Origin of the sequence: Aeromonas schubertii, assembly GCF_000820105.1 — a bacterium.
In the GTDB taxonomy this organism is placed as follows: domain Bacteria; phylum Pseudomonadota; class Gammaproteobacteria; order Enterobacterales; family Aeromonadaceae; genus Aeromonas; species Aeromonas schubertii.
On the sequence record NZ_CDDB01000049.1, the window covers coordinates 152,622 to 177,887 of the forward strand.

At 62.5% G+C, this 25,266-nt stretch carries 26 protein-coding genes and 1 riboswitch; of the genes, 13 read left to right on the plus strand and 13 right to left on the minus strand.

Features of this window, described 5'->3' with window-relative positions; all coding sequences use genetic code 11:
• Window positions 1–32 precede the first annotated feature (32 nt).
• The 4 genes from spoT to BN1133_RS10320 form a co-directional block, all read right to left on the minus strand.
• Window positions 33–2,150 (minus strand): bifunctional GTP diphosphokinase/guanosine-3',5'-bis pyrophosphate 3'-pyrophosphohydrolase, encoded by a 2,118-nt coding sequence (gene spoT / locus BN1133_RS10305; protein ID WP_050666440.1) that lies wholly within the window; start codon window positions 2,148–2,150, stop codon window positions 33–35.
• Between the two features lie 123 nt (window positions 2,151–2,273).
• Window positions 2,274–2,549: a DNA-directed RNA polymerase subunit omega gene (gene rpoZ / locus BN1133_RS10310; RefSeq protein ID WP_050666441.1), complete on the minus strand. Its 276-nt coding sequence runs from the start codon at window positions 2,547–2,549 to the stop codon at window positions 2,274–2,276.
• A gap of 49 nt (window positions 2,550–2,598) precedes the next feature.
• On the minus strand, window positions 2,599–3,225 hold the full coding sequence (gmk, locus tag BN1133_RS10315) for a guanylate kinase (protein ID WP_050666442.1): 627 nt from the start codon (window positions 3,223–3,225) through the stop codon (window positions 2,599–2,601).
• 249 nt (window positions 3,226–3,474) lie between these two features.
• A complete protein-coding gene (locus BN1133_RS10320) occupies window positions 3,475–4,557 on the minus strand; it encodes a glycosyltransferase family 9 protein (RefSeq protein ID WP_050666443.1) in 1,083 nt (360 codons plus the stop codon).
• An 83-nt stretch (window positions 4,558–4,640) separates the two neighbouring features.
• Between BN1133_RS10320 and BN1133_RS10325 the strand changes: the two genes are divergently transcribed.
• Both BN1133_RS10325 and BN1133_RS10330 read left to right on the plus strand, forming a co-directional pair.
• Window positions 4,641–5,348, plus strand: coding sequence for a 3-deoxy-D-manno-octulosonic acid kinase (locus tag BN1133_RS10325; RefSeq protein ID WP_050666444.1), 708 nt, complete (start codon window positions 4,641–4,643; stop codon window positions 5,346–5,348).
• Between the two features lie 77 nt (window positions 5,349–5,425).
• On the plus strand, window positions 5,426–6,292 hold the full coding sequence (locus tag BN1133_RS10330; protein ID WP_050666445.1) for a sensor domain-containing diguanylate cyclase: 867 nt from the start codon (window positions 5,426–5,428) through the stop codon (window positions 6,290–6,292).
• Here BN1133_RS10330 and BN1133_RS10335 read toward each other — a convergent pair.
• Complete coding sequence (locus BN1133_RS10335; protein ID WP_050666446.1) at window positions 6,273–7,127, minus strand: carboxylate/amino acid/amine transporter; 855 nt, start codon at window positions 7,125–7,127, stop codon at window positions 6,273–6,275. The two genes, BN1133_RS10330 and BN1133_RS10335, sit on opposite strands and share 20 nt — an antisense overlap.
• A 37-nt stretch (window positions 7,128–7,164) precedes the next feature.
• On the opposite strand from BN1133_RS10335, the gene BN1133_RS10340 reads away from it, so the two are divergent.
• Window positions 7,165–7,689, plus strand: a complete 525-nt coding sequence (locus tag BN1133_RS10340; RefSeq protein ID WP_050666447.1) for a DUF6314 family protein — start codon at window positions 7,165–7,167, stop codon at window positions 7,687–7,689.
• Between the two features lie 37 nt (window positions 7,690–7,726).
• On the opposite strand, the gene BN1133_RS20330 is transcribed toward BN1133_RS10340, so the two are convergent.
• Together BN1133_RS20330 and BN1133_RS10345 are read right to left on the minus strand one after the other, a co-directional pair.
• Window positions 7,727–7,894, minus strand: a complete 168-nt coding sequence (locus tag BN1133_RS20330; protein ID WP_168929940.1) for a hypothetical protein — start codon at window positions 7,892–7,894, stop codon at window positions 7,727–7,729.
• Entirely contained in the window at window positions 7,879–8,775 is an 897-nt protein-coding gene (locus BN1133_RS10345; protein ID WP_050666448.1) for a DMT family transporter, read from the minus strand. The genes BN1133_RS20330 and BN1133_RS10345 overlap by 16 nt, the downstream gene beginning before the upstream one ends.
• A 90-nt stretch (window positions 8,776–8,865) precedes the next feature.
• Here BN1133_RS10345 and BN1133_RS10350 point away from each other — a divergent pair, with 90 nt between their 5' ends.
• A complete protein-coding gene (locus tag BN1133_RS10350; RefSeq protein ID WP_050666449.1) occupies window positions 8,866–9,810 on the plus strand; it encodes a LysR family transcriptional regulator in 945 nt (314 codons plus the stop codon).
• A gap of 41 nt (window positions 9,811–9,851) precedes the next feature.
• Here BN1133_RS10350 and BN1133_RS10355 read toward each other — a convergent pair whose 3' ends face one another.
• The gene (locus BN1133_RS10355; RefSeq protein WP_050666450.1) at window positions 9,852–10,286 is read right to left on the minus strand and encodes a universal stress protein; all 435 of its coding nucleotides are present in this window, start codon (window positions 10,284–10,286) and stop codon (window positions 9,852–9,854) included.
• Window positions 10,287–10,613: 327 nt separating this feature from the next.
• Here BN1133_RS10355 and fabV point away from each other — a divergent pair, with 327 nt between their 5' ends.
• From fabV to BN1133_RS10385, 6 genes are all read left to right on the plus strand, one after another.
• Window positions 10,614–11,801, plus strand: coding sequence for an enoyl-ACP reductase FabV (gene fabV, locus BN1133_RS10360; protein ID WP_050666451.1), 1,188 nt, complete (start codon window positions 10,614–10,616; stop codon window positions 11,799–11,801).
• Between the two features lie 72 nt (window positions 11,802–11,873).
• Window positions 11,874–12,404: a non-heme ferritin gene (gene ftnA, locus BN1133_RS10365; protein WP_050666452.1), complete on the plus strand. Its 531-nt coding sequence runs from the start codon at window positions 11,874–11,876 to the stop codon at window positions 12,402–12,404.
• A 102-nt stretch (window positions 12,405–12,506) separates the two neighbouring features.
• On the plus strand, window positions 12,507–13,691 hold the full coding sequence (locus BN1133_RS10370; protein WP_050666466.1) for a BaiN/RdsA family NAD(P)/FAD-dependent oxidoreductase: 1,185 nt from the start codon (window positions 12,507–12,509) through the stop codon (window positions 13,689–13,691).
• 25 nt (window positions 13,692–13,716) lie between these two features.
• The gene (locus BN1133_RS10375) at window positions 13,717–15,375 is read left to right on the plus strand and encodes a sensor histidine kinase (RefSeq protein ID WP_050666467.1); all 1,659 of its coding nucleotides are present in this window, start codon (window positions 13,717–13,719) and stop codon (window positions 15,373–15,375) included.
• Window positions 15,369–16,103 carry a LytR/AlgR family response regulator transcription factor gene (locus BN1133_RS10380; RefSeq protein WP_050666453.1) on the plus strand — a complete coding sequence of 245 codons (735 nt, stop codon included), beginning with the start codon at window positions 15,369–15,371 and terminating at the stop codon, window positions 16,101–16,103. Before BN1133_RS10375 ends, BN1133_RS10380 begins: the two co-directional genes overlap by 7 nt.
• A gap of 132 nt (window positions 16,104–16,235) precedes the next feature.
• Window positions 16,236–17,417 (plus strand): L-lactate MFS transporter, encoded by a 1,182-nt coding sequence (locus BN1133_RS10385; protein ID WP_224160387.1) that lies wholly within the window; start codon window positions 16,236–16,238, stop codon window positions 17,415–17,417.
• 64 nt (window positions 17,418–17,481) lie between these two features.
• Here BN1133_RS10385 and BN1133_RS10390 read toward each other — a convergent pair whose 3' ends face one another.
• From BN1133_RS10390 to BN1133_RS10405, 4 genes are all read right to left on the minus strand, one after another.
• Window positions 17,482–18,606, minus strand: coding sequence for a 5-(carboxyamino)imidazole ribonucleotide synthase (locus BN1133_RS10390; RefSeq protein WP_050666454.1), 1,125 nt, complete (start codon window positions 18,604–18,606; stop codon window positions 17,482–17,484).
• On the minus strand, window positions 18,603–19,112 hold the full coding sequence (gene purE / locus BN1133_RS10395) for a 5-(carboxyamino)imidazole ribonucleotide mutase (protein WP_050666455.1): 510 nt from the start codon (window positions 19,110–19,112) through the stop codon (window positions 18,603–18,605). The genes BN1133_RS10390 and purE overlap by 4 nt, the downstream gene beginning before the upstream one ends.
• A gap of 70 nt (window positions 19,113–19,182) precedes the next feature.
• On the minus strand, window positions 19,183–19,485 hold the full coding sequence (locus BN1133_RS10400; protein WP_050666456.1) for a P-II family nitrogen regulator: 303 nt from the start codon (window positions 19,483–19,485) through the stop codon (window positions 19,183–19,185).
• A gap of 5 nt (window positions 19,486–19,490) precedes the next feature.
• Window positions 19,491–20,417, minus strand: a complete 927-nt coding sequence (locus BN1133_RS10405; protein ID WP_050666457.1) for a sodium-dependent bicarbonate transport family permease — start codon at window positions 20,415–20,417, stop codon at window positions 19,491–19,493.
• A gap of 108 nt (window positions 20,418–20,525) precedes the next feature.
• Here BN1133_RS10405 and BN1133_RS10410 point away from each other — a divergent pair, with 108 nt between their 5' ends.
• The 3 genes from BN1133_RS10410 (at window position 20,526) to murI (ending at window position 24,429) form a co-directional block, all read left to right on the plus strand.
• Window positions 20,526–21,428 carry a LysR family transcriptional regulator gene (locus tag BN1133_RS10410; protein WP_050666458.1) on the plus strand — a complete coding sequence of 301 codons (903 nt, stop codon included), beginning with the start codon at window positions 20,526–20,528 and terminating at the stop codon, window positions 21,426–21,428.
• Between the two features lie 36 nt (window positions 21,429–21,464).
• Window positions 21,465–21,640: riboswitch (cobalamin riboswitch) on the plus strand.
• Between the two features lie 53 nt (window positions 21,641–21,693).
• Window positions 21,694–23,556, plus strand: coding sequence for a TonB-dependent receptor domain-containing protein (locus BN1133_RS10415; protein WP_050666459.1), 1,863 nt, complete (start codon window positions 21,694–21,696; stop codon window positions 23,554–23,556).
• Window positions 23,557–23,661: 105 nt separating this feature from the next.
• Window positions 23,662–24,429, plus strand: coding sequence for a glutamate racemase (gene murI, locus BN1133_RS10420; RefSeq protein ID WP_050666469.1), 768 nt, complete (start codon window positions 23,662–23,664; stop codon window positions 24,427–24,429).
• 7 nt (window positions 24,430–24,436) lie between these two features.
• Here the strand turns inward: murI and BN1133_RS10425 are convergent, their stop codons facing one another.
• Complete coding sequence (locus BN1133_RS10425) at window positions 24,437–24,919, minus strand: RNA recognition motif domain-containing protein (protein WP_050666460.1); 483 nt, start codon at window positions 24,917–24,919, stop codon at window positions 24,437–24,439.
• Window positions 24,920–25,266: the final 347 nt, after the last annotated feature.

A 25,266-nucleotide genomic window follows, 5' to 3' on the forward strand; every position in this document is an offset into this window, starting at 1 on the left:
AAAGCAGCGGGCGGCTTGCGCCGCCCGTCTGGTCAATTTTTCTGCCGGCTCACGCGCAGCACATCGGGCATGACCCGAATCTTGCGCATGATGTTGGCGAGATGGATGCGGCCCTTGGTGGTGATGAGCAGGCTGACCAGATAGACCCGGCCATCCTTCTCCTCGGTACTGATGCCGTGAATGTTGGCACCGGTGGCCGCGATGACGTTGGCCAGTTCGGCCAGGGCACCCTGATGGTTGACGATCTCGATGTTGACGCCGGTCTTGAACTCCTGTTCCTGCTCCTTGTCCACTTCCCACTGGACCGGCAGGTACTTGTCCGGCTCCCGACTGTAGCCCTTGATGTTGCGGCAGGTCTCCTGGTGGATCACCAGTCCCTTGCCGGGGCTGACGTGGGCGATGATGGCATCCCCCGGGATCGGCCGGCAGCAGTTGGCGAAGGTGACCAGCAGGCCGTCGGCCCCCTTGATCGGCATCTTCTTGTTGCTGCTCTTGGGCAGTTCCTCGGGGGGCAGGGTGTCACCCAGCATGCGGCGTGCCACCATGACACTCATGGCATTGCCGAGGCCGATGTCGGCCAGCAGCCCCTGCAGGGAGTCGTGCTTGGTATCGGTGAGTACCTGTTTGACTCTGTCTTCGGGGATGTCCTCGATGTTCTTGGCGCCGAGGGCATGGTTGAGCAGGCGACGGCCCAGCACGACTGACTCCTCGGTGCGCAGGTTCTTGAGGAACTGACGGATCTTGGAGCGTGCCTTGGTGGTCACCACGAAGTTGAGCCAGGCCGCGTTGGGGCGGGCGCCGGGGGCCGTGATGATCTCGACAGTCTGACCGGAATGGAGCTGGCTGCTGAGGGGGTAAGGGTGCCTGTCGACCCGGGCTCCCACGCAGGAGTGACCGATGTCGGTGTGCACCGTGTAGGCGAAGTCCACCGGTGTGGCACCGGCAGGGAGTTCCATGATGCGCCCCTCGGGGGTGAAGACATAGATCTCGTCCGGGAACAGATCGGTCTTGACCCCTTCGATGAATTCAAAGGAGCTACCGGCACTCTGCTGCAACTCGAGCAGGCTCTGCATCCAGCGCTGGGCGCGGATCTGGGCCGTGGTGCCCGAACTGTCACCGTCCTGCTTGTAGGCCCAGTGAGCGGCAACCCCCTTGTCGGCCATCTGGTCCATGAATTCGGTGCGGATCTGCACCTCGACCGGCACCCCGTGCGGCCCCACCAGGGAGGTGTGCAGGGACTGATAGCCGTTGGTCTTGGGGATGGCGATGTAGTCCTTGAAGCGCCCGGGACGCGGCTTGTAGAGGCTGTGCATCTGGCCCAGCACCCGATAGCAGGTGTCGATGTCCTTCACCTTGACCCGGAAGGCGTAGATGTCCATCACCTCGTGGAACTGCAGCTCTTTCTTCTCCATCTTGTTGTAGATGGAGAAGAGGTTCTTCTCGCGGCCGCTCACCTGGGCCTCGATACCCGCCTCGCCGAGGCGCCCCTCGATCTCGCTCTGGATCGACTCGATGATCTCGCGGCGGTTGCCGCGGGCGCGGCGCACCGATTCGCGCAGCACCCGGGAGCGCATCGGGTAGAGCGCCTCGAAGCCGAGCTCTTCCAGCTCGTTCTTCATGGTGTGGATGCCGAGGCGGTTGGCGATGGGGGCGAAGATCTCGAGGGTCTCGCGGGCGATGCGGCGGCGTTTGTCCGGTCGCAGGGAGCCCAGGGTGCGCATGTTGTGGGTGCGGTCGGCCAGCTTGATGAGGATGACCCGGATATCCTGGGTCATGGCCATCATCATCTTGCGAAAGTTTTCCGCCTGGGCCTCTTTGCGATCGCGAAACTTGAGCTTGTCGAGCTTGGAGACGCCGGAAACCAGCTCGGCAACGGCATCGCCAAACTGTTCGGCCAGATCCTCTTTGGTGACCGGGGTATCCTCGATGACGTCGTGCAGTACGGCGGCCATCAGGGTTTCGTGGTCGAGGCGCATGTCACCCAGGATGCGGGCAACCGCCACCGGGTGGGTGATATAGGGTTCACCGCTGGAGCGCATCTGTCCCTGATGGGCATCACGGGCCATCACATAGGCTTGCCTCAGCTTCTCCACCTGCTCGGACGGCAGATAGGAATTGGCTACTTCTTTAAGACTTTCAAATAGATACAAGGCAGCCCCACAAGCAGTTAGCGGTTATCCATGGCAGGGTGGTTGGGCTTGAGTGTGCGAGGTTTTTGATCGCTTGTAAATGGGGCAAGGGCCCGTAGATGGGCCCTTGCGAGGAGGGATGGCTTAGCCGCGACCCTCGGCGATAGCAGCAACGGCGGCCAGTTCGGCGGCTTCCTGCTCCTGCTGCTCGTAGCGATCCTGGGCGTCCATGATCTGGTTGTTGACCAGACCCTGTTCGATCTCGCGCAGGGCGATCACGGTCGGCTTGTCGTTCTCTTCGTCTACCAGGGGCTCTTTGCCTTGAACCGCGATCTGGCGGGCGCGGCGCGCGGCGACCAGCACCAGGTCAAAACGGTTACCCACCTGTTTTACAGCATCTTCTACAGTAACGCGTGCCATGCAGGACTCCAGTGTTTAAAAATGACGCAAAATATTACTTGGTTTTAGCTTATTCCGCCAGTAGCTGTTGCAGCAACCCCTGCTGTGCCAACTGCTGGTTTGCCAGGGTCAGGCGCTGGCTCTCGAGAATGGCGCGCAGTTGAAACAGTGCCTGCTCGAAATCCTCGTTGATGATGACGTAGTCATACTCGTCATAGTGCACCATTTCGGCCGTGGCCTTGGCCATGCGGCCGGCAATCACCTCGGCGCTGTCCTGACCGCGGCCGATGAGGCGACGCTCCAGCTCGGTCCGGCTCGGCGGCAGAATAAAGATCGACTTGGTGGGCATCTGCTCGCGGATCTGGCGGGCGCCCTGCCAGTCGATATCGAGGAAGACATCGATGCCCTGGGCCAGATTGGCCTCGATGGCGGCACGGGAGGTGCCGTAGTAGTTGCCGAAGACCTCGGCCCACTCCAGAAAATCACCCCGCTCGATGAGCCCCTTGAACTGTTCCACCGGCACAAAGTGATAGTGTTGCCCGTCGACCTCGCCCGGACGCGGTGCCCGGGTGGTGTGGGAGACCGACAGCATCATCTTGCCTGCCTCGTTATGCTGGGTCAGCAGGGCGTTGATCAGGCTGGACTTACCCGCCCCGCTCGGGGAGGAGATGATGTAGAGGGTGCCTTGCTGCGCCATGGCTCACCTTGCTCCTGAAACAGATACTCTGGTTGTAGCAAACCCGGCGGTCATCTGCCCGAAAGGGGGACTGCCACACGGATCGGCCGGGGGATATAAAGGGGGCGCAATTCTAGCAGAGTGGTGCGGATAAAAAAATGGCTGGAGTGACTCCAGCCTCAGAAACAAATTGGCTTGCTGCGGGATCGCTCTCCACGCGGCGGGCATTCTCTCCAATCCCCTCCGGGGGGGCTATCAGGTTATTTCTGGCTATTCATTCGGTTTAGTCGAAGGATTTTCCTGAGTCTTTAGCCACGCGTCGAACCGTTCGATGACCCGTTCCGGGGTGATCTGTTTCATCGCGTCGGGATCCTTGAGGCGGGTGCGCCAGTCGAGTTGCTCGAGAGGGCGTCCCGTCTCCCGCTCGATGCACTCACGGTATACGCTCACCACCCACTGCCGGCTGTGATAGGGGCCGGTGCGCTCGGGGTTATGGTGGGCATAGAGTCCGAGCACCGGGGTGCCGGTGATGGTGGCCATGTGGGCCGGTCCCGTATCCGGGGAGAGCACCAGGCTGGCCTCGGCGATGAGGGCCAGCAACTGGGGCAGCCGGGTTTGACCGACCAGGTTGCCGGGCGGGATGCGGCAGTGCGTCGCGATCGCCTGGGCCAGGTCTCGCTCCAGCCGGGCTGGCCCCCCGCACAGGAAGACCTGAAAGCCCCGCTCGGCGGCGTGATCGGCCAGGGCGGCATACCCCTCGGCAGTCCAGTTCTTGAACGCCTTACTGGCGGCGGCACAGATGAGCAGGGTCGGTTTGCTCCCCAGCGTTTCCCGCGCCCAGGCGCGGTCCTGGGGGGCGATGGGAAGATCCCAACTGGGTTGGGGGTCGGTAATGCCGAGCTCACGGGCGAAGGCGAGGAAGCCATCGAGCACATGGGGGGAGCTTGGCGAGGGCACCTTGTGGTTGGTGAAGAGCCACTGGCCGTCGTTGGCCCGCGCCCGGTCGAAGCCCAGTTTCACTTCGGCCCTGATGCCCAGGGTGGCGATGCTGGCGCGCAGGGCGGCCTGCAGATGGAGCAGGGCATCGAAGCGGCGTCCCTTCAGCTGCTGCCACAGTTTGCGATAACCCTGCCATCCCTCCTTCTTGTCGAAGGGGATCACCTCCACACCGGGTAGATTGGCGAACAGGCTGGCCTCCAGCTTGCCGACGATCCAGGTGATGCGGGTCTCTGGCCAGGCGTGACGAATGGCTCCAATAAGGGCCAGCGCATGGCAGCAGTCGCCGATGGCGGAGAGGCGCAATATACACAGGGTGCGGGGGGGAGTCTGAAACAGCGGCATGGCGTGACGCATTTGGGGAAAAAGGGGTTTGCGGCATTATGCAAACTCCCCCCCGGATTGTAAAATTGCGCCGACTCATCAGCCGGAACCTAGTCATGCGCGTCGTCAATCATCACCGCCAGATCTGCTGGTATGCGGATCAGGTGTTTTCAGACCCTCACCCTCACCTCTTCGATCCCCGATGGTGGCAGGCCCAGAAGGCGGTGATCGGCTCGTCCCAGGGACGAGGCGTCACCTGGTTTGTGAAACTCGATGGCAAACACATGGTGCTGCGTCACTACTACCGTGGCGGCATGGTGGGTCGGCTGGTGCGCGATCGCTTCTGGTTCGAGGGCATCGACGGCAGTCGTGCCATGGCCGAGTTTGCCCTGCTCGAGCGCCTGTGTGAGCTGGGTCTGCCGGTTCCGAGACCCTATGCGGCCCGTATGAGCCGCAGTGGCCCCTTTTATCGAGCGGATATCATTCTGGAGCGGATTCGCGGTGCCAAAGATCTGGTCGAGCTGCTCAAGAAGGGGGCCATTCCAAGAGAGACCTGGTTGCAGATAGGGGCCGTCTTGCGTCGTTTTCACGATGCGGGCGTCTATCACGCCGATCTCAACAGCCATAACATCCTTATCGATCGGGATGGCAAGGTATGGGTGATCGACTTCGACAAGGGGGGGATCCGTTCGCCCGGCGCCTGGCAGCAGGGCAATCTGGAGCGGCTGCTGCGCTCTTTTAACAAAGAGGCCGGACTCCATACCAGTTTCCATTGGGTGCCGGGCAACTGGCAGAGTCTGATGGAGGGATATTCGAGGGGTTAAATGGTGCCCATTGCTCCCTTGTTGAGGGGGTGATAAATATGATGGGACATCGCCTGCTCCCCTTCGTGAGGTCGATTATGAGTCCGCTTCATCTTCCCCTGATGCACGTGGTAAAGCGTCTTGAATTACACCATGCCTGGCAGGCTCTCGGTCTGCTGCAGGCGGGTCTCTGGCTCTGGGATCCCCAGAGCGGGCTGCGCAGGGATCCCGCTTGTCTGGCCCTGCTGGGGCTGGAGGGAGAGTCACTGGATGATCTCAGCTGGGTAGACAGGGTTCATCCCGACGACAGTGCCGCGTTGATCGAGACCCTCAACGGTTGCTTCTCGGGCCGCCTCTCCTCGATGCATCTGGAGTACCGCATCCTGCACCACGATGGACACTATGTGCGTGTCGAGGAGCGAGCCCAGCGTATCGCAGAGCAGCAACTGCTGGGCGTGATACGCCTGTGCGAACCCTTCCATTCCTGTCTCGATCCCGAGATGGAGATCGATCCCCTGACTGGCCTCGACAGTCGGATCCGTTTCGAGCAGCGCCTGGCGACCCATCTTGGTGAGTCTCATGAGGAGGCGTTCTGTCTGCTGCGTTTTACCGTTGACCACAAGGCGAAGATTCTGCAGCTGTTTGGTGAGGCCGATTGCGATGCCATGCTGGCCAAGCTGGCCCGCCTGGTGCGCAACGAGTTGGGGGGAGAGGAGCCCTTCGCCCGCTGGGATGAGGACTCTTTCATCCTGCTGCTACCTGGGGTTGAGCGCGAGAGCGCCCTGACCATGGCCGAGGCGCTGCGATTGACGATCGCCGATGCCAGCCTGCTGCCGGGTCGCCCGGTGACGGTGAGTTGTGGCCTGGTGCAGTATCAGCCGGGTGAGCAGATGGATCATCTGCTGGCGCGCCTGGCCGGTTGCCATGGCCAGGCGCGGCGCGAATTTAACTCGGTTGTCGGCTAGCGGGACGACAGACCAGCAGTGAGAGGGCAATGACCAGGCCTCCCAGGGTGAGGCGCAGCAGGTCGGTGCCCTGATTCCAGAGCAGCAGGTTGACGATAAGACCGGCCGGGATCAGCGCATTGTTCATGATCGCCAGCACACCACTGCTGACCCGGGTGGCCCCCTTGTTCCACAGGAAGTAGCCAAGCCCGGAGGCACCGATCCCGAGCCAGAGCAGAATCCCCCACTGGACCCCGCTGGTGGGGTACTTGGGTTGGCCGAGCAGCAACCAGGCGGGCAGGGCGATCGCCAGGGCCCCCAGATAGAACCAGCCAAAGACCCTGTGTTGCGGCAGGGGCGTTGGCTCCCGCTCCATCACGACCTTGTAACCCACCTGCCCCAGCGCGAAGCAGAGGTTGGCCCCCTGCACCACCAGGAACCCCAGCAGATAATTGCTCGTCAGCCCGTTGAACCGGATGATGGCCGCCCCCGCCACCGCCAGCAGGGCGCCCCACAGGAAGCGGGGATTGAAACGCCGCTCCATCAGATCGTAGAGGGCGGTCACGTAGAGGGGGGTGAAGATAGTGAAGATCAGCACTTCGGGTACGGTGAGCAGCAGGAAGGAGTGATAGTAGAAGAGGTACATGAGTCCAAGCTGGGTCGCCCCGAGTATCATCAGCCGCAGGATCAGGCCGGGTCTCAGTCCGCGTATCTTCAGGAAGGGGAGAAACACCAGGCTGGCCAGTACGATGCGGGTCAGCACCGAGAAGTAGGCATCCACCTGGCCGGCCAGATAGACGCCGATCAGGCTAAATGAGAAGGCCCAGAGCAGGGTCACGCCAACGAGATAGTTCATGAGGATGAGAAGTGTTCAGTTGTAAAGGGTGGGCGGCATGATGACGGATGAGCGGGGAGAGATCCACTCCCTCTGGTGCTGTTTGGCGCAGATAGCCTCATTTTCCTTCGAGGCGCACCAAGGAGAAGGCTCCCGAACCGACTGGTCCGGTAGTGGCGAGGGGATCGTGAGCCCCCGGCCCTGGCAGCAGGGGTTGAGGTTTGACGAGAGCGGAGGCTACACCACCCCCCATGGAAAGGTGCTGACCATGAGCAACAGCTACGGCTGGCAACGGGGGGAGGCGGGTATCACCCTCTGCCACCTGCGTTTCGGCTCGCCGGTCCATCTGTTCGAGTTAAAGCCTGTCGCCGTCGGGGTATGGGAGAGTGACGAGCCCCACCTGTGTGGCGCCGATCGTTATCAGGCGCGCCTGGTGCGTCGTGAGGATGGTTTCGATCTGAGCTGGCAGATCCTGGGGCCGCGCAAGAATGAACGGCTGGCCTATCGCTATCGGATGGCAGCGACAAAAAAGCCGGTGCAGGGCACCGGCGAAGGGACAATCGGAGGTTCAATCCCAAAATGAGGGGGCATGGCGGCCCCCGCAAGCACACATGGAGTGTTCAGGTGCCACTGCCCAGGGCGTAGCTGGCGATGGCCTGAAGCTTGGCGTCGAAAAACCAGGGCAGCAGGGTCATGGAGAGACCGAGCAGCGCCGCGCTTCTCAGACGGTATTGGTAGGCGGCGATCAGCACCAGTCCGCCACACAGGGTGATCAGGATGCCTGACATAGGGACTCCTGACGGGTCCGACGTTGTTGAGCCCACTGGTTCATGGCCACGGAGCCGAGGATCAGGGCCAGGGCTACCCCTGTGGTCTGTTGTACCTGTTCACCCAGGAAGAGGGCACCGAGCAGGACGCCAAACAGAGGCACCAGGTAGTTGCTGAAAGAGGCAAAGGTCGGGCCGGCTTTCTGGATCAGGGCCATGTAGAGGTAGTAGACCAGGCCGGTACAGAAGATCCCCAGGGTGACCACGGCCCCTACCGTCTTCTCGCTCGGCAGGGAGAGGCTCGCCAGATCGGTGACGAAGGGGGCGGCCAGCAGCAGTTGCACGGCAGAAGAGAGCAGTATGTTGCGTGCCACGACTACAGGGTGATCCTTGGCGAAGCGCTTGATCATCAACAGGCCGATGGCGAAGCAGCTGGCGCCGAACAGGATGGCCAGGGAGCCGAGCAGGCCGGCATTCATCCCCTGGGAGAGCTTGGGCCAGAACAGCACGACCACGCCCACGAAGCCGAGCAGCACAGAGATCAGCCCGCCCTTGGTGATTCTTTCACCACTGATTAACATGGGCGCCATCAGAATGGTCACGAACGGGATACATCCCATCACCACGGCGGCGATGGCACTGTCCACATATTGTTGGCCCCAGGCCACCATGATAAAGGGGATGGTGGCATCGAGCAGGGCGATCAGCATGTAGGTGCGCCAGGGGGTGTGTTCGCTGCGCAACTTCAGGAACCAGCAGAGCAGGCCCAGGGTAAGGGTGCCGCACAGGGCACGTCCTGCCGCGACCAGGATGGGGGGCAGCTCGGTCACGGCCTGGTGCATGAAGATAAACTGGGATCCCCACAACAGGCCGATCGCCAGCAGAAGCAAATAACTGCGCATGATTGGTCTCCAATAAAAAACGGGGGCATTCTAAGTAATTTGGTAGTATGTAAATAATGAATTGTCGTCATTGATGTATGGCTAATATCGATGGAACCTGTACTGACCCGTCTCGACCTCAACCTGCTCACCGTCTTCGATATCCTGATGCAGGAGCGCAACGTCACCCGCGCCGCCGAGCGCCTGCACCTCTCCCAATCCACCGTCAGTCACTCTCTGGGGCGCCTCAGGCAGGCGCTGGGCGATCCGCTCTTCGTCATGACCCGGCGCGAGATGGTGCCCACAGAGCGGGCCCGTGCTCTCGCGGGGCCGGTGCGCAGTGCGCTGGCCATGCTGGAGCAGGGGTTGCGTCAGGCCGAGGGGTTCGATCCCGAGACGGCTCATCGGGTGTTTCGCATCGCGGCGCCCGGCTCGGTGGAGCACGGGCTCCTGCCTGCCGTGGTGGAGCGCCTGTGGCACCAGGCACCTCATTGTCGTCTGGAGATGTGCGAGCTGGCCGACAGTGACTATGAGCGTGAGCTGGAGAAGGGGGAGCTGGATCTGGTGATCGGATTTGCCGGGGCCAACCATCTCTCGCCCAGGTTGTGGCAGGAGGAGTGGTTTTGTGACCCTCTGGTCTGCCTATCGCCGCTCGGGAGCAACCTGCCAGAGCAGATCACCCCGGTCGAGTTGGTGACCCGGCCCCATATCCACACCTCCAGCTGGGGTCACAGCCAGGCCATGGTGGATCACTGGTTGGCGGATCAGGGGGTAGAGCGCGCTCTGGGGGTCAGGGTGCCAAGCTTTATGGCGGTGCCCCAGCTGATGGCGACCGGCCGTTATCTGGTGGTGGTGCCCGAGATGATAGGGCGACACTTCTGCCGTTACTATCCCTTGCGAATGCACCCGCTCGAGCCGGCCATCCCCATCACCTACCTGATGGCCGGCCACCGTCTCACGACCCATGACAGCGCCATCAACTGGTTCAAGACGCTGCTGCATACCCTGGTGCGCGAGCGCTTCTCACAGCTGCGTCCCACGGGGCCGGGTCGCTGAGTGAAGGGGAAGGGGGGCCATGCCCCCCTGGTTACCCGGGACTATTTCTGCAGCGGTACCACCAGCAGATCGCACGGTACCGTGTTCATCAGCTGGCGCGCACTCGAGGTAAGCAGGCTCCAGAAGCTCTGGCGATGGCCACACACCAGCAGGTCGACCTGATAGTCGCGCACCGCCTGGTTGACCCGCTCGCTGAGATCGCCGCAGATCACCAGCTTCTTCTCGATGGGGAAGTCGACGGGAGCGAGGAAGGACTCCAGCTTCTCCTTGGCCTCGGCAATCACCTGATCCTGCACGTTGTCGATGTCGATATCGATCATCTCGGTGTAGAGATCCTTGAGATCCACGTCCACATAGATGACCGATAACTTGGCCCCGTTGGAGCGGGCCCGATCCACGGCCTTCTCGATCACCTTGCGATTGTCCTCGGAGAGGTCGATGGCGGCGAGTACGTGCTTGTAATAGGTTCCACTCATGGCTAACTCCCTGATTGCTGCAAAGCAGTCTCTTATGAAACTTGACCCTATTGTGCGCCTGTTAAGCCGTCATGACCATGGCCAATTCCGGTCCGGCACGGGGTGTGGAAATTTTGAGCAGCTTTTTGACCTTGGTCACAGTGGCCTCTTGTGGTCGGATCGGGGCGGGCATACCATGCCTCTGTGCTCCGCAATGGACACCAAACAATAAAAGCATCTGAATACCGCTTTAGGGAGCATTCGCTCCCTTTTGTTTTTCCTGCGGCAGGTCATGGCCTGTCCGTCTCGCTCGGTTATGCTGTGGGCTCCACGCCAGAGGAGGCCGAGATGATCATTCAACCCCACATTCAGGGCTGTGTGGCCCGCAACTGTCACCCCCTGGGCTGTCGCGCCGCCGTGCACGAGCAGATCGAACGCGTTCGCGCCGCCGGTACCTTCGCGGGGCCGAAACGGGTGCTGGTGATCGGTGCCTCCTCCGGGTTTGGCCTCGCCTCTCGCATCGCGCTGACCTTCGGGGCCGGCGCCGACACCATCGGCATCTCCCTCGAGCGGGGTCCCTCCGAGAAGGGGCTCGGCAGTGCCGGCTGGTACAACAACATCTGGTTTCGCGAGGCGGCCGAAGGGGAGGGGCGAGTGGCCCTGAATCTGATCGGCGACGCCTTCTCCGATACCCTGCGCCAGCAGGCTGTCACGGCGATCCGCGAGCGGCTCGGTCAGGTGGATCTGGTGGTCTACTCCCTGGCGAGCGGGCTGCGCATGCTGCCTGACGGCAGCCAGGTGCGTTCCGTGCTCAAGAGCACGGGCAGTCCCTTCAGCGGTCTGGGCTATGACCTGGAGCACGATGCCCTGATCCCCCAGAGCCTGGATCCCGCCAGCGAACAGGAGATCCGAGACACCGTGAGCGTGATGGGGGGCGAGGATTGGCAGATCTGGATGCAGGCCCTGGCCGAGGCGGGTTGTCTCGCACACGGCGTCCAGACGGTGGCCTACTCCTATATAGGACCCGAATCCACCTACCCCCTCTATCGGGACGGCACCATCGGCTATGCCAAGGAGCATCTGCACGCCAGCGCCGAGGCGATCAACCTGCAGCTGGCGGGGATGGGTGGTCACGCCTGGGTGGCGGTGTGCAAGGCGCTGGTGACCAAGGCGAGTGCCTTCATTCCGGTGCTTCCCGTCTATCTCGCCGTGCTGATGCAGGTGATGAAGGAGCGCGGCACCCACGAGGGGTGCATCGAGCAGATGATGCGCCTCTTCGCCGGCAAGATGTACGGTGGCCGAGGGGTGCTGGCCGACGGTCACCGCCTGATCCGGATGGACGACCGGGAGCTGGATCCCCAGACTCAGGCGGCAGTGGCTGCTCTCTGGGCACGGGTGACGCCGGAGAACTTCCGCACTCTGGGAGACTTTACCGGGCTGCGGCACGACTTCCTCGCCCTCAATGGCTTTGGCCTGGCGGGGGTGGACTATCAGGCGCCGCTGGAGCCGTCATTCCTGTTGGCCCTGCACCCCTGATGGGCAAGATGACTTGATCCCACCCCACCGTTGGGAAACAATCGGCAACACATCACAAGCGGAGAGAGCGCCATGCTGGCCCAAGCCATGATCGACAAACTGAACGAGCAGATTAACCTGGAGTTCTACTCCTCCAACCTCTACCTGCAGATGAGTGCCTGGTGCGAGGACAAGGGCTTCGAGGGGGCCGCCACCTTCCTGCGCCAGCATGCGGTGGAGGAGCGCCAGCACATGGAGCGCCTGTTTACCTATGTGAGCGAGACCGGTGCCATGCCCAAGCTGGGTGCCATCGAGGCGCCGCCCCACGAGTTTGACTCCCTTGGCGCCGTGTTCCGTGCCACCCTGGAGCACGAGTTCCACATCACCAAGTGCATCAACGGTCTGGCTCATGTGGCCTTCACCACCCAGGACTACTCCACCTTCCACTTCCTGCAGTGGTACGTGGCCGAGCAGCATGAAGAAGAGAAGCTGTTCAAGAGCATCGTCGACCGCCTCAACCTGGTGGGGGAAGATGGCAAGGGGCTCTACTTCATCGACAAGGAGCTGGCCGAACTGGCCAAGGGCGGTGCTCCGGCCAGCATCATGGATGCCGCCAGCGCCTGAGGCGTGGACACTTCTCGTCCAGCCAGTACAATAACGGCCCCCTCGCGGGCCGTTTTTTTATGGGCGCCGGCGGGACGACTTTCTTTTGATGGGTGAACGATGATGAAGCAGGTGGATGTGGTGGTGATCGGGGCGGGAGCCTCGGGGCTGATGTGTGCGGCCCAGGCGGGCTATCGGGGCCGACAGGTGCTGCTGCTCGACAACGCCAAGAAGCCGGGGCGCAAGATCCTCATCAGCGGGGGCGGGCGCTGCAACTTTACCAATGTGCAGGCCAATCACCAGGCCTATCTCTGCGACAATCCCCACTTCTGCAAGTCGGCCCTGGCGCGTTTCACCGCCCAGGATTTCATCGACCTCGCCGATCGCCACGGGGTCAACTACCACGAAAAGACCCTCGGGCAGCTCTTTTGCGACGAGAGCGCCAAAGAGATCGTCGATCTGCTGCTCACCGAGTGCGACTGGGCCGGGGTGACCCTGCAGACCCACACCGAGATACTGGCGGTGCACAAGGAGTCGGAAGGCTTTCGTCTCGAGACCAGCCAGGGGGAGGTGCGTTGTGCCTCCCTGGTGGTGGCCACCGGTGGCCTCTCCATGCCCAAGCTCGGTGCCACCCCGTTTGGCTACAGGCTGGCGGAGCAGTTCGGTCTGGCCGTGCTGCCGACCCGCGCCGGTCTGGTCCCCTTCACCCTGCACCAGGCCGACAAGGAGGCGTTCGCCGATCTCTCCGGGGTCAGTCTGGAGGTCGAGGTGAGCGCCGAGGATGGCACTTGTTTTCGCGAGGCCATGCTGATCACCCACCGTGGCCTCTCCGGTCCGGCCATGTTGCAGATCTCCTCGTTCTGGCTGCCGGGACAGGCGCTCTCCATCAACCTGCTGCCGGGACGCGACATCGCCGCCACCCTGCAGGAGTGGGTCAGGGCCAACCCGGCCCAGGAGCTCAAGACGGTACTGGGGCGCGAGCTGCCCAAGCGCTTCGTCGAGAAGCTGGTCGAGCTGGGCCAGCTGACCAATAAGCCCCTGCGTCAGTACAACGGCCCCGAGCTGGCCGCCGTGGCCGAACTGCTCGGCCGCTGGACGGTGCGTCCCAACGGCACCGAGGGCTATCGCACCGCCGAGGTGACCCTGGGCGGGGTCGATACCGACGAGCTCTCCTCCAAGACCATGGAGGCGCGCAAGGTGCCGGGTCTCTACTTCGTCGGCGAGGTGGTGGATGTGACCGGCTGGCTCGGCGGCTACAACTTCCAGTGGGCCTGGGCCTCGGGGTGGGTCGCCGGCCAGTTCTGCTGAGGAGGGGAAGGTGAGCGGTGATCTGATGATGTTGCTGGCGGTGTTTGAGCGCGCCGCCCTGATGCTGATGACCCTCTTCTTCCTGACCCGGGTCTGGCCGTTCCAGCACCTGTTTCAGAAGCAGGATCACTCCCCCGCCGAGTTGGCGTTGGTTTCGGTCCTGTTTTGCGCCTTCGCGGTGCTGAGCACCTACACAGGCATCCCGGTGGAGGGAGCGCTCATCAATGTGCGTATCATCGCCGTGTTGGCGGGGGGCATACTGTTCGGTCCCTGGGTCGGCATTCCCGCCGGCGTGGTGTCGGGGCTGCACCGCTACCTCATCGACATCGACGGCTACACCTCGCTCCCCTGTCTGCTGAGCAGTGTCTCGGCGGGCCTGCTGGCGACCCTGATCCACTACCGGGTGCGCAAGTCGCGCCTGTGGCTCTACGGCATCCTGGCCGGCATGGTGTGTGAGGGGCTCACCATGTTGCTCATCTGGCTGCTCACCGAGCCTCATGCGGTCGGCATCGGCATAGTGCGCAACATCGCCCTGCCGATGATCCTCGGCACCGTCTGCATCGGGCTCATCATCCGGCTGGTGCAGGATCTCGACGACGAGAAGGAACTCATCGCCGCCAAGCAAGCCAAGCTGGCGCTGGAGGTGGCCAACAAGACCCTGCCTTTCTTTCACGACCCCGATCGTCATGCCCTGGAGCAGGTGTGCGAGATCATCCGCAGCGAGATCGATGCCGATGCGGTGGCCATCACCGACACCCGCGATGTACTGGCCTATGCCGGTGCCGGCAAGGAGTATTACGAGCTCGACGATCACCACGCCATCAGCGCCATGACCCGACGTGCCGTGGTGCTCGGCCAGATCATCATTAACAACGATTTGCGCCAGTACCACCTGGCCAATTTCCACTCGGCCATCATCATTCCCTTGCGAGAGAAGGGGGCGGTGACCGGCACCCTCAAGGTGTACTATCGGTGCACCCACAGTATCACCAGCTCGCTGCGCGAGATGGCGGTCGGTCTCTCCCAGCTCATCTCGACCCAGATGGAGGTGTCGCGCATCGAGCAACTGCAGGAGGCGACCCGCAAGGCCGAGTTCAGCGCTTTGCAGAGCAAGATCAACCCTCACTTCCTGTTCAACGCCCTCAATGCCATCTCCTCGCTGATCCGCATCGATCCGCACAAGGCTCGCCAGCTCATCGCCAACCTGGCCGACTACCTGCGCTACAACCTCTCCCGTGGCGACGAACTGATCGACCTCAATGATGAGCTGCAACAGGTGCGCGACTATGTGGCCATCGAGCAGGCGCGCTTCGGCGACAAGCTGACGGTGGTGTTTGATCTCGACGACGTCACCATCAAGCTGCCGAGCCTGCTGCTGCAACCCCTGGTGGAGAATGCCATCTTGCACGGCATTCAGCCGCGCAGCGCTCCGGGCAAGGTGACCATAGAGGTGCGCCAGTTGGCGGGTGGGGTGCGGGTGGCGGTGCGCGACACCGGTTATGGCATCAGCCAGGAGGTGATCGACAACCTGGCCGCCGGCACCGTCATCAGTGGCAGCATAGGTCTCACCAATGTGCATCAGCGGCTGACCCTGCTCTACGGAGAGGGATTGCAACTGCGCCGGCTCGATCCCGGAACCGAAGTCTGTTTCTATCTGCCCGATCCCGAGGTGCAACCATGCTGACCGCCATCATAGTCGAAGACGAGTACCTGGCCCGGGAGGAGCTGGCCTACCTGATTGGCCGGCACAGCGCCATCGAGATAGTGGCCAGCTTCGAAGATGGTCTGGAGGCGTTCAAGTATCTGCAGGATCACGAGGTCGATCTCGTCTTTCTCGATATCCAGATCCCTGCCATCGACGGCATGATGCTGGCCAGGAATCTGCGCAAGTCGTCCCGTCCCCCCGAGGTCGTGTTCGTCACCGCCCACAAGGAGTTTGCGGTGGAGGCGTTCGAGCTGGAGGCCTTCGATTACCTGCTCAAACCCTATAACGAGACCCGCCTCATCCACCTGCTGCAGAAACTCGAGCAGCAGGTGCAAGGGGGGCGCGGCCCCGTCCGGCAGGAGGCACCGCTGGCGCGCAACCGGAGCGTCAATCTGGTGAAAGGGGAGCGCATCATCGTGACCCCGTGCGACGAGATCTACTACGCCGAGGCGGACGAGAAGCTGACCCATGTCTACACCCGCACCGATCGCTTCGTGATGAGCATGAACCTCTCGGAGTTTGTCAGCCGGCTGCCGGCAGAGGGCTTCTTCCGCTGCCACCGGTCCTACTGCGTCAACATCCACAAGATCCGCGAGATAGTCCCCTGGTTCAACAGCACTTACCTCATCCGGCTCCATGATCTGTCGGCCGAGGTGCCGGTCAGCCGCAGCAACATCAAGGCGTTCCGCCAGTTGATGGGACTCTGATTGCAGTTCATGCCCCCCGTTCTGCACTTCATGCCTTTTTAGGCCGGCGCACCGCCCGGTGGGCATACAGTGACCGTCATACAGAGAGGCGAACCGCCTCCCCCTATGGCAGATGTCACCGTGAGTAGCCCCATGAACCTGCAGAAAACCCGGATGCTGACCCTGATCGGCACCATCATTACCCAGTTTGCCCTCGGCTCCGTCTACACCTGGAGCCTGTTTAACGCCCAGCTCTCCAGCAAGCTCGACGAGCCGGTCAGCCAGGTGGCGTTCGTCTTCGGCCTGCTTAGTCTGGCGCTGGCGGTGGCCTCCTCCCTGGCTGGCAAGTTGCAAGAGCGTTTCGGGGTCCGCAAGGTGACTCTGGGTGCTGGCCTGCTGCTCGGGCTCGGCTTCTTCCTCACCGCCCACGCCAGCAACCTGGCGATGCTCTATCTGTGCGCCGGCATCCTGGTCGGCTTTGCCGACGGCACCGGCTACCTGATGACCCTCTCCAACTGCGTCAAATGGTTCCCCGAGCGCAAGGGGCTCATCTCCGCCTGTGCCATCGGTGCCTATGGCCTCGGCAGTCTCGGCTTCAAGTTCATCAACGGGCTGCTGCTCTCGAGCCAGGGCCTTGAGGCCACCTTCCAGTTGTGGGGGCTGATCGCCATGGCCCTGGTACTGGTGGGCGGCATGCTGATGACCGATGCGCCGCGGCAACAGGCGGCGGGCAGCGCCAGCGCCGGCCGCGACTTCACCCTGGCCGAGGCGATGCGCAAACCCCAGTACTGGATGCTGGCGCTGATGTTCCTCACCGCCTGCATGAGCGGCCTCTACGTCATCGGCGTGGCCAAGGATATCGGTGAGAAGATGGTGAACCTGCCGGCCGTGGTGGCCGCCAATGCCGTGGCCATTATTGCCATGGCCAACCTGGGAGGGCGCCTGGTACTGGGCATCCTCTCCGACAAGATGCCGCGTATCCGGGTCATCTCCATCGCCCAGATCATCACCCTGGCGGGGATGGGGCTGCTGCTGTTTGTGCCGCTCAACGCCAACCTCTTCTTCCTGGCCGTGGCCTGCGTGGCATTCAGCTTCGGCGGCACCATCACCGTCTACCCCTCGCTGGTGAGTGACTTCTTTGGCCTTAACAACCTGACCAAGAATTACGGCGTCATCTATCTGGGATTCGGCATAGGCTCCATCATAGGTTCCATTGTGGCGTCCCTGTTTGGCGGTTTTATGGCGACCTTCAACCTGATCCTGGTGTTGCTGCTGGTGGCGCTGGTCTGCTCCCTGACCATTCGACATCCGGCGCCACGCCCCGTCGAGATCTAAGACGATGCCATTACAAAGACCCGGGCCTTGGCCCGGGTCTTTTTATTGTGACGGGAGGCGCGCCTTAGCGCGGTGGCAGTCCCAACAGGGCGCGCAGCCGGCGTGCGGTCGACTCGACCCTTGGCCAGTCGCCACCGGTGACGGTGACGTGGCCCATCTTGCGGCCGGGGCGGGCTTCGCCCTTGCCATAGAGGTGCAGGTGCACCCCGGGCAGGGCCAGTGCACCGGCCCAGTCCGGCGTACCCTCTTGCCACAGATCCCCGAGCAGGTTGAGCAGGATGGCGGGCTGCACCTCGGCCCGGGCCGGCAGGGGCAGGTCGCACAGGGCGCGCACCTGCAGCTCGAACTGGCTGCAACCGGCGTTGTCGATGCTGGGGTGTCCCGAGTTGTGGGGGCGCGGTGCCATCTCGTTGACCAGCAGCTGGCCGCCGACCAGGAAGAACTCCACCGTCAGCACACCGACGTAGTCGAGGGCGGCGATGATGTGCTCGGCGATGCGCTGGGCCTCGGCCTCCAGGGCCGGTTCGTTGGCCGGGGAGCGGGTCTGATCCAGGATGCCGCCGCTGTGCCAGTTCTGTACCAGGGGCAGGGCGCTGATGGCGCCGCTCGGGCTGCGCGCCAGGGTCAGGGCAAATTCCCCCTCCAGTGGCAGGCGTTTCTCCAGCACGCAGGGCACGCCGCTGGTGGCCAGGGCCGCCGGCACGTCGCTGGCCTGGTGAAGAGTCCACTGCCCCTTGCCGTCGTACCCCTCGCGGGCGGTCTTGAGGATGGCGGGGAAGAGGTCGTCCGGCAGGGCGGGCAGCGGCTCGCCCGGCAGCAGGGTCAGGTTCGGCGCGACGGGAACCCCGGCGCGGGCCAGGAAGGCTTTCTCCTCGCGGCGATCCTGGCAGACGCGCACCGCGCTCGCGGCCGGTCGCACCGGGATGCGCTGCTCCAGCAGGGCCAGGGAGGCGGCGGGAACGTTCTCGAATTCACAGGTAACGGCCACGCAGCGTCGGGCCAGATCCTTCAGCGCCTCGGCATCGTCATAGGCGGCCACGATCTGCTCGTCGGCGGCGGCACCGGCGATGCTGGCGGGATCCGGATCCAGCACGATCACCTTATAGCCGAGGCGATGGGCAGACATCACGAAGTAGCGGCCGAGCTGGCCGCCACCGAGCATGCCCAGGGTGGCGGGGGGCAGTATCATGCCGGCTCCTCCAGCTCCAGGGCCAGTACCCGGTCGCGCTCCCTGGCGCGAAAATCCTCGAGCTGCTGCTGGTAGCGCGGGGCGTCGCCATCCTGGGCGACCGAGAGCAGGGAGACGGCGAACAGACCGGCATTGGCGGCTCCCGCCTCGCCGATGGCGAAGGTGGCAACCGGTACCCCTTTGGGCATCTGCACGATGGAGAGCAGAGAGTCCATTCCCTTGAGCTGGCGGGTCGGGATCGGTACACCCAGCACCGGGACCGTGGTCTTGGCGGCCAGCATGCCCGGCAGGTGGGCGGCACCGCCGGCGCCGGCGATGATGGCGCGCAGGCCGCGCTCACGGGCGCTGGCGGCGTATTCGAACAGCAGATCCGGGGTGCGGTGGGCAGAGACCACGCGCGCCTCGTAGGGAACCCCATGCTCCTTGAGGATGCGGGCGGCCGCCTGCATCACTGGCCAGTCGGAATCCGAGCCCATCACAAGGCCGATCAGGGGGGGCTGAGTCATCATCATCTCCTCGACACAAGCTGCACTAAAACGTTTGCCCTATGGTATCAAAAAAGCCGGCAAAGCCGGCTCAAAATTTCTCGGGACGCACTATCTCCACCGTCTGCAGGAAGGCGACCATGGCGTAGTGGGGGTAGTAACGTTCCTGCAGGTGGGCGAGCAGGTGCAGTGCCAGCTCCCGGTTGCAGATGGCCTCGAGGCGGATGTTGCCGCTCTCGCTCCAGCTCGCATTGCGCTCCCCGTGATCGCCGCGGCCACGGGCGTCCGTGATGGTGTAGCCGCGCAGCCCCTCGCGGGTCAGGGTGCGCAGCAGGGTGGGTTCGAGATTGGCTTCCGTGACGACGGTGAGCAGGGTGCGTTGTTCGGTCTGCATGGGGACTACTCCACGAAATGGCGGGCCCACTCATGATAGAGGGGAATGCCCAGCATGATGTTAAAGGGAAAGCTGACGCCGAGCACGGCGCTTAAAGAGAGGCCGGGATTGGCCTCTGGCAGGGCGATACGCATGGTGGCGGGCACTGCAATATAGGAGGCGCTGGCCGCCAGGGTGGCAAGCAGGGTCAGGCCGCCAAGGGAGAGTCCCATCAGTTGGCCGGTAAACAGTCCGAGGCCCGCAGAGGCGAGGGGCATCAGCAGGGCGAACCCCAACAGGAAGAGGCCATGGCGGCGCAGGTCCTGACACTGGCGGGCGACGATGAGCCCCATCTCGAGCAGGAAGAGGGCCAGCGCTCCCTTGAAGAGATCCACGAACAGGGGCTTGAGAGGGGCAACCCCCTCGGGACCTGCCAGATAACCGATGGCCATACCGCCGAGCAACAGGGTGACCCCCTTGCCGAGGAAGGTCTCGTGGGCCAGCACGCGCCAGCGGGTCTGGCGACTGATGCCGCGGGCCAGCACGATACCGACCAGGATGGCGGGGATCTCCATCACGGCCAGGAAGATGGAGAGCTGGGATTCGAACACTATGCCGCGCTCGGTCAGCCAGTTCACCCCGACGGCGAAGGTGGCCACGCTCACCGAGCCGTAGTGGGCCGCGGTAGCGGCTGCATCGACTCGGCTCATGCGCAGGCGCAGGATGGCGAAGCCGATCAGGGTCTGCACCACGCCAAGCCCGATCACCAGCAACAACTGGGGCAGCAGGGGAAGCAGTGCCTGCTGGGAGAGACCGACTCCCCCCTTGAGGCCGATGGCCAGCAGCAGGAAGAGTGAAAGGGTCTCATAGAGTGCAGGTGGCAGCTTGAGCTCGGAGCGGACCAGCCCCGCCAGCAAGCCAAACAGGAAGAAGAGTACGACGACATCCAACATGGTTGGCCTCTTGAGTGATTCAGATCACGGAAATGCTAGAGAGGATGATTCATCGATTAAATCAGATTATTGTTGATAGTTGTTCGGTAAAAACTGATAAGGCCCGGGATGCTCAACTACAAACAGCTCTACTACTTCTGGCATGTGGCACGCAGTGGCAGCGTCACCCGGGCCGCCGAGCAGTTGCATCTCACCCCTCAGACCATCAGCGGTCAGGTCGCAGAGCTGGAGCAGTCCCTCGGGGTGGCGCTGTTCAACCGGGTGGGAAGAAGGCTGGAGCTGACCAGTGCCGGCCGCCGTGCCCAGCAGCAGGCGGGCGCCATCTTCAGTTTGGGGGCCGAGCTGGAACACACCCTGCGCCATGCCGCCCGGGAGCGGGTAATGACGGTGGGGATCGCCGATTCTGTCCCACGCTCCCTGGCTTATGAGCTGCTGGCGCCGGCGATGGAGCTGGCGACCCCCTATCGACTGATCTGCCACGAAGAGAGGGTGGAACATCTGCTCGGCGAGCTGGGTCACCACAGGCTGGATATGGTGCTGATCGACCGCCCCCTTCCCGTCGACTGCGGGGTGCGTTGTTACGAACATGCCCTTGGCCACACCCCGCTCGCCCTGTTTGCCGCTTCGGCACTGGTCGATGTGGTGGGGCCCGACTTTCCCGCTGCCCTCGACGGTGCCCCCCTGCTGCTCCCCGGCGAGAAGTCGGCCATTCACGATCGGCTCCTCGATTGGTATGGAGAGCGGGGGCTACACCCCCATATCGTCGGTCAGTTTGATGATTCGACCCTGATGAAGTCTTTTGGCAAGGCGGGCAAGGGGCTCTTCCCGGCGCCCTTGGCCATGCGCCAGGAGATAGAGCGGCTCTATGGGGTGACCTGGCTCGCCACCCTGGACGATCTGCCCCTCTCCTATTATCTGGTGACTGCCGAGCGGTACCTCTCTCATGACGGTGTCGAGGCGGTCATGGGGGCTGCCCGGTCGCGCCTGTTCGCCCATGACCCACAGAAATAGATGTCTGGACTGCTATACTTCTTGTCTCTCCCTGCCCTATAATCCGGCCACTTTGGCGCATCATGCTTAATAGGGAATCCGGTGAAAATCCGGAGCTGACGCGCAGCGGTAAGGGGGAACGACGCGACAACGGGCACTGCCATGGGGTGGGAAGCCGTCGCCTAGGCCTGATGCCCCCGAGCCCGAAGACCTGCCAGAGTTCGTATTTCCCGGCCGCCCATTTGCTGCCGAGAGATGGATGCTTACGCGAACTTAAGGATCTGTTATGTCCAAGTTATTCATGGCGGCCGCCTTGCTGCCGACGGCCGTGCTCGCCCAGACGCCGGTACAGAGCAACGAGGTGATGGTCGTCACCGCCAACCGTATCGAACAGCCCGCCTCGACCGTGTTGGCGCCGGTCAATGTGATCTCCCGTGACGAGATAGACAGGCTCCAGGCCCAGACGGTGAGCGATGTGATCAAGACGCTTCCCGGGGTCGAGGTGATCGCGACCGGGGGACGAGGTCAGCTCAGCACGGCCCGGGTGCGTGGGGGGACGGCCTCCCAGACCCTGGTGCTGGTAGACGGTGTGCGCAGCGCGACCCTGACGGCCGGGGTCACCGAACTCAACAACCTTCCCCTCAATCAGGTTGAGTGTATCGAGTATGTGCGTGGCGCTCGCGCGACCATCTATGGTTCCGATGCCATCGGTGGGGTCATCAATATCATCACCCGCCCCGAGCCGGGCACCACGGCGCATCAGTTTAATCTGGGGGCAGGTTCTCATCGGCAGCGCCAGGCCTCTTTTAGCAGTGCCAACCAGATTGGAGAGGCGGGCCAGCTCAAGGTGGCGGGCGGCTTTGACGATGAAGAGGGGTACAACGTCCACCCTCTGCCGGGGGTCAACGACGGCGATCGTCATGGTCATCGGGGCTACAACGCCCTGCTCGACTATCAGCAGGGGCTTGGTGAGCGTTGGGATCTGTTTGGTACGGCGCGCTGGTTCCGCAATCAGGCGCAGTATGACAACTCCTATGGCGCCTCTTCCTGGGGGGCGGGCCAGCACCAACGCAACGAAACCTGGACCGAAAACCAGAGCTATCAGGTGGGCTCCCGTTATCACGATGATCGTTATCTGAGCGAGCTGCGCGGTACCTTCTCCCGCCAGGATGCCTATGACTATCCTGATGACAGTGGACGGGACCAGGCCAACAACCGCACCTATACCCGGCAATACAATCTCAACTGGGTCAACAACATCAGGCTGAATGATGCCTGGACCCTGGGGGCCGGAGCCGACTGGCAGCGGGATGAGCTGGATATGCGTTCGCGCTCCTCAGGCAGTCCCTACCCGGAGGCCGCCCATCAGCGCGATAACACGGGCCTCTACGGCCTGGCCCAGTATGACGATGGCACCTGGCAGGGTGAGTTGAGCGGTCGCAGCGACGATAACGAGCAATTTGGTCGCCACAATACCTGGCAGGCCGGTGCCGGCTGGCGCTTTATCGACGGTTATCGACTCAGTGCCCGGCATGGCACGGGCTTCAGGGCCCCCACCTTCAATGATCTCTACTATCCCGGCTCGGGCAATCCCACGCTGAAGCCGGAAGAGTCCAAGAGCAGTGAGTTGATGCTGGACGGTGTGCTGGCTGACGTTAGTTGGCGCCTGACCGGTTATCGCAACGATTTTGAGCAGATGATCCAGTGGGCTCCCGGCAGTGGCGGACTCTGGACGCCTCAAAACGTGGGGCGGGCACGCATCGACGGTGCCGAGCTGGAGGGGGAGTTTGATACGGGCTGGTTGAGCCATCGTCTCTCCCTCGAGTACAAGGATCCCAAGGATCGCCAGAGCGACAAAGAGTTGCAGCGTATTGCCCGGAAAAATGCCAAGTGGGTAGTACAGGGAGAGTGGGAGCAGTTTGATGGATCCATCACCTGGCTCTATCAGGGTGAGCGTTACGCCGATCCGGCCAATACCCAGCTGATGGGTGGCTATAGCCAGTGGGATCTGGCGTTGGGCTACCGCCCCGCCCCGTCCTGGAAGGTGGCAGGACGAGTCAGCAATCTCTTCGACAAGCAGTACGAGACGACACCGGGTTATCCGGCTGATGGCCGTACCTACTATGTGACGGTCGACTATCGCCTCTAATCGTTACGAGCCCCGCCCTGCGGGGCTCTGCTTTATAGAGGGAGGGCTTTTCCAATCCCAAGGGGGAGGAGTATGATCGCCAACCTGCACCAAAGGGGGAGCCAGGTGGCCAATATTCTCGTTTTTGACTCCGGCATGGGTGGCTTGACCATCTATCGCGAGATCCGTCGCCTGCTGCCGGCCCATCACTACTTCTACTGTTTCGACAATGCCCACTTCCCCTATGGTGAGCTGAGCGAGCTGGCGCTTATCGACACCTGCACCAAGACGGTGGCGACCATGGTTGGCCGCCATGCCATCGACCTGGTGGTGATCGCCTGCAATACCGCCAGCACCGTCGTTCTGCCCGAGTTGCGCGCCCGGCTCGCCATCCCGGTAGTAGGGGTGGTGCCTGCCATCAAACCGGCAGCCGCCCTGACTCGCAGCGGTTGTATTGGTCTGCTGGCAACCCCCGGCACGGTCACCCGTGATTACACTCATCAACTGATCGCCCAGTTTGCACCCGGTAAGCGTGTCTTGCTGATGGGGAGTACCGATCTGGTCGTGATGGCCGAGCAGAAACTGTCGGGCACCCCGGTGGATATGGTGCAGCTGCGCGACGTGATGGCTCCCTGGTGTGAGGGTGGGCCGGATACCATAGTGCTCGGGTGCACCCACTTCCCCCTGCTTGGGGAAGAGATAGCCACTCTGATGCCGGATGTGGTGCTGGTGGATTCTGGTGAGGCAGTGGCTCGCCGGGTGGCTCATCTGTTGGGCGAGGGGGGGGAAGAAGCAGGCCTGGGTGCCGCCTTCTGCACCCGCCTGGATGAGGATGCGGCCAAATTAAAAGCCCCCTTGATGGCTTGGGGGCTTTCGACATTGCAAGAGATATAGAGGGGGCTCAGCTACCCATCTCTTCCCCTTCCTTCTTCTCATTGGCCTCGCGCACCTTCAGAGTGCGCTGCTGGTACTCCTGATCGTTAAGCGCGGTCACGGCCCGTTCGGCATCGGCTACCGGCATCTCGACGAAGCCAAAGCCACGACGCTTGCCGGTCACCTTGTCTTTCATCAGACGCACAGAGATCACCTGACCGTGCAGGGCAAAAAGCTCGCGTACGGCTGCCTCATTGGCCCGATAGGGGAGGTTGCCAACATAGAGGGTGCGAGTCTCACCGGTCGGGGGAGTGGACGCTTCGGCACTGTGGGTCCGCTTACGCTGCAGCAGCAGGGGAACGATAAAGCCACCGACGGCCAGTCCAAGTGCAAAGATGACCTCAGCCTCGAGTTGGAAGTGAAGGGCCTGGGCGACCAGATAGCCAACCAGAGCGAGGATGAGTGCGCAGATGGCAGCCTGCAGCAGCAGGGGGTAATCGGACAATCTCATGGGGTTCTGCCCTTATATGAATGAAATCAATGAAAACGCAACACTTTGTTCACCTTCATGGTAACCAGCTTTGCAGTACTAAGCCACTTGCCAAGGGGTAAAAAGGGATATTGGCAAGTTCTGCCCTATATAAAAGGGGCGCCAGAGCCACAAATGTGGATAACTCTGTATATATACACTTAGTATTCTGTTTCTAACTGATTGTTTTGAAGTTTTCGTGATTTTCTTCAAAAAAAGCCTTGTCATCCCGGCGCGCCTCCCTATAATGCGCCCTCACCAGCACGGCGGATGACGCCGGATGGTCAGCGAGTTGGCAACGCCAACCTGGCTGCGAAAGAAAAGCGATA

What these genes read in the sequence shown, in the direction of transcription:
- rpoZ (WP_050666441.1), bottom strand. Translation starts at nt 2,549, where the DNA reads ATGGCACGCGTTACTGTAGAAGATGCTGTAAAACAGGTGGGTAACCGT.
- gmk (WP_050666442.1), bottom strand. Translation starts at nt 3,225, where the DNA reads ATGGCGCAGCAAGGCACCCTCTACATCATCTCCTCCCCGAGCGGGGCG.
- BN1133_RS10320 (WP_050666443.1), bottom strand. Translation starts at nt 4,557, where the DNA reads ATGCGTCACGCCATGCCGCTGTTTCAGACTCCCCCCCGCACCCTGTGT.
- BN1133_RS10325 (WP_050666444.1), top strand. Translation starts at nt 4,641, where the DNA reads ATGCGCGTCGTCAATCATCACCGCCAGATCTGCTGGTATGCGGATCAG.
- BN1133_RS10330 (WP_050666445.1), top strand. Translation starts at nt 5,426, where the DNA reads ATGAGTCCGCTTCATCTTCCCCTGATGCACGTGGTAAAGCGTCTTGAA.
- BN1133_RS10335 (WP_050666446.1), bottom strand. Translation starts at nt 7,127, where the DNA reads ATGAACTATCTCGTTGGCGTGACCCTGCTCTGGGCCTTCTCATTTAGC.
- BN1133_RS10340 (WP_050666447.1), top strand. Translation starts at nt 7,165, where the DNA reads ATGATGACGGATGAGCGGGGAGAGATCCACTCCCTCTGGTGCTGTTTG.
- BN1133_RS20330 (WP_168929940.1), bottom strand. Translation starts at nt 7,894, where the DNA reads ATGTCAGGCATCCTGATCACCCTGTGTGGCGGACTGGTGCTGATCGCC.
- BN1133_RS10345 (WP_050666448.1), bottom strand. Translation starts at nt 8,775, where the DNA reads ATGCGCAGTTATTTGCTTCTGCTGGCGATCGGCCTGTTGTGGGGATCC.
- BN1133_RS10350 (WP_050666449.1), top strand. Translation starts at nt 8,866, where the DNA reads ATGGAACCTGTACTGACCCGTCTCGACCTCAACCTGCTCACCGTCTTC.
- BN1133_RS10355 (WP_050666450.1), bottom strand. Translation starts at nt 10,286, where the DNA reads ATGAGTGGAACCTATTACAAGCACGTACTCGCCGCCATCGACCTCTCC.
- fabV (WP_050666451.1), top strand. Translation starts at nt 10,614, where the DNA reads ATGATCATTCAACCCCACATTCAGGGCTGTGTGGCCCGCAACTGTCAC.
- ftnA (WP_050666452.1), top strand. Translation starts at nt 11,874, where the DNA reads ATGCTGGCCCAAGCCATGATCGACAAACTGAACGAGCAGATTAACCTG.
- BN1133_RS10370 (WP_050666466.1), top strand. Translation starts at nt 12,507, where the DNA reads ATGAAGCAGGTGGATGTGGTGGTGATCGGGGCGGGAGCCTCGGGGCTG.
- BN1133_RS10375 (WP_050666467.1), top strand. Translation starts at nt 13,717, where the DNA reads ATGATGTTGCTGGCGGTGTTTGAGCGCGCCGCCCTGATGCTGATGACC.
- BN1133_RS10380 (WP_050666453.1), top strand. Translation starts at nt 15,369, where the DNA reads ATGCTGACCGCCATCATAGTCGAAGACGAGTACCTGGCCCGGGAGGAG.
- BN1133_RS10385 (WP_224160387.1), top strand. Translation starts at nt 16,236, where the DNA reads ATGAACCTGCAGAAAACCCGGATGCTGACCCTGATCGGCACCATCATT.
- BN1133_RS10390 (WP_050666454.1), bottom strand. Translation starts at nt 18,606, where the DNA reads ATGATACTGCCCCCCGCCACCCTGGGCATGCTCGGTGGCGGCCAGCTC.
- purE (WP_050666455.1), bottom strand. Translation starts at nt 19,112, where the DNA reads ATGACTCAGCCCCCCCTGATCGGCCTTGTGATGGGCTCGGATTCCGAC.
- BN1133_RS10400 (WP_050666456.1), bottom strand. Translation starts at nt 19,485, where the DNA reads ATGCAGACCGAACAACGCACCCTGCTCACCGTCGTCACGGAAGCCAAT.
- BN1133_RS10405 (WP_050666457.1), bottom strand. Translation starts at nt 20,417, where the DNA reads ATGTTGGATGTCGTCGTACTCTTCTTCCTGTTTGGCTTGCTGGCGGGG.
- BN1133_RS10410 (WP_050666458.1), top strand. Translation starts at nt 20,526, where the DNA reads ATGCTCAACTACAAACAGCTCTACTACTTCTGGCATGTGGCACGCAGT.
- BN1133_RS10415 (WP_050666459.1), top strand. Translation starts at nt 21,694, where the DNA reads ATGTCCAAGTTATTCATGGCGGCCGCCTTGCTGCCGACGGCCGTGCTC.
- BN1133_RS10425 (WP_050666460.1), bottom strand. Translation starts at nt 24,919, where the DNA reads ATGAGATTGTCCGATTACCCCCTGCTGCTGCAGGCTGCCATCTGCGCA.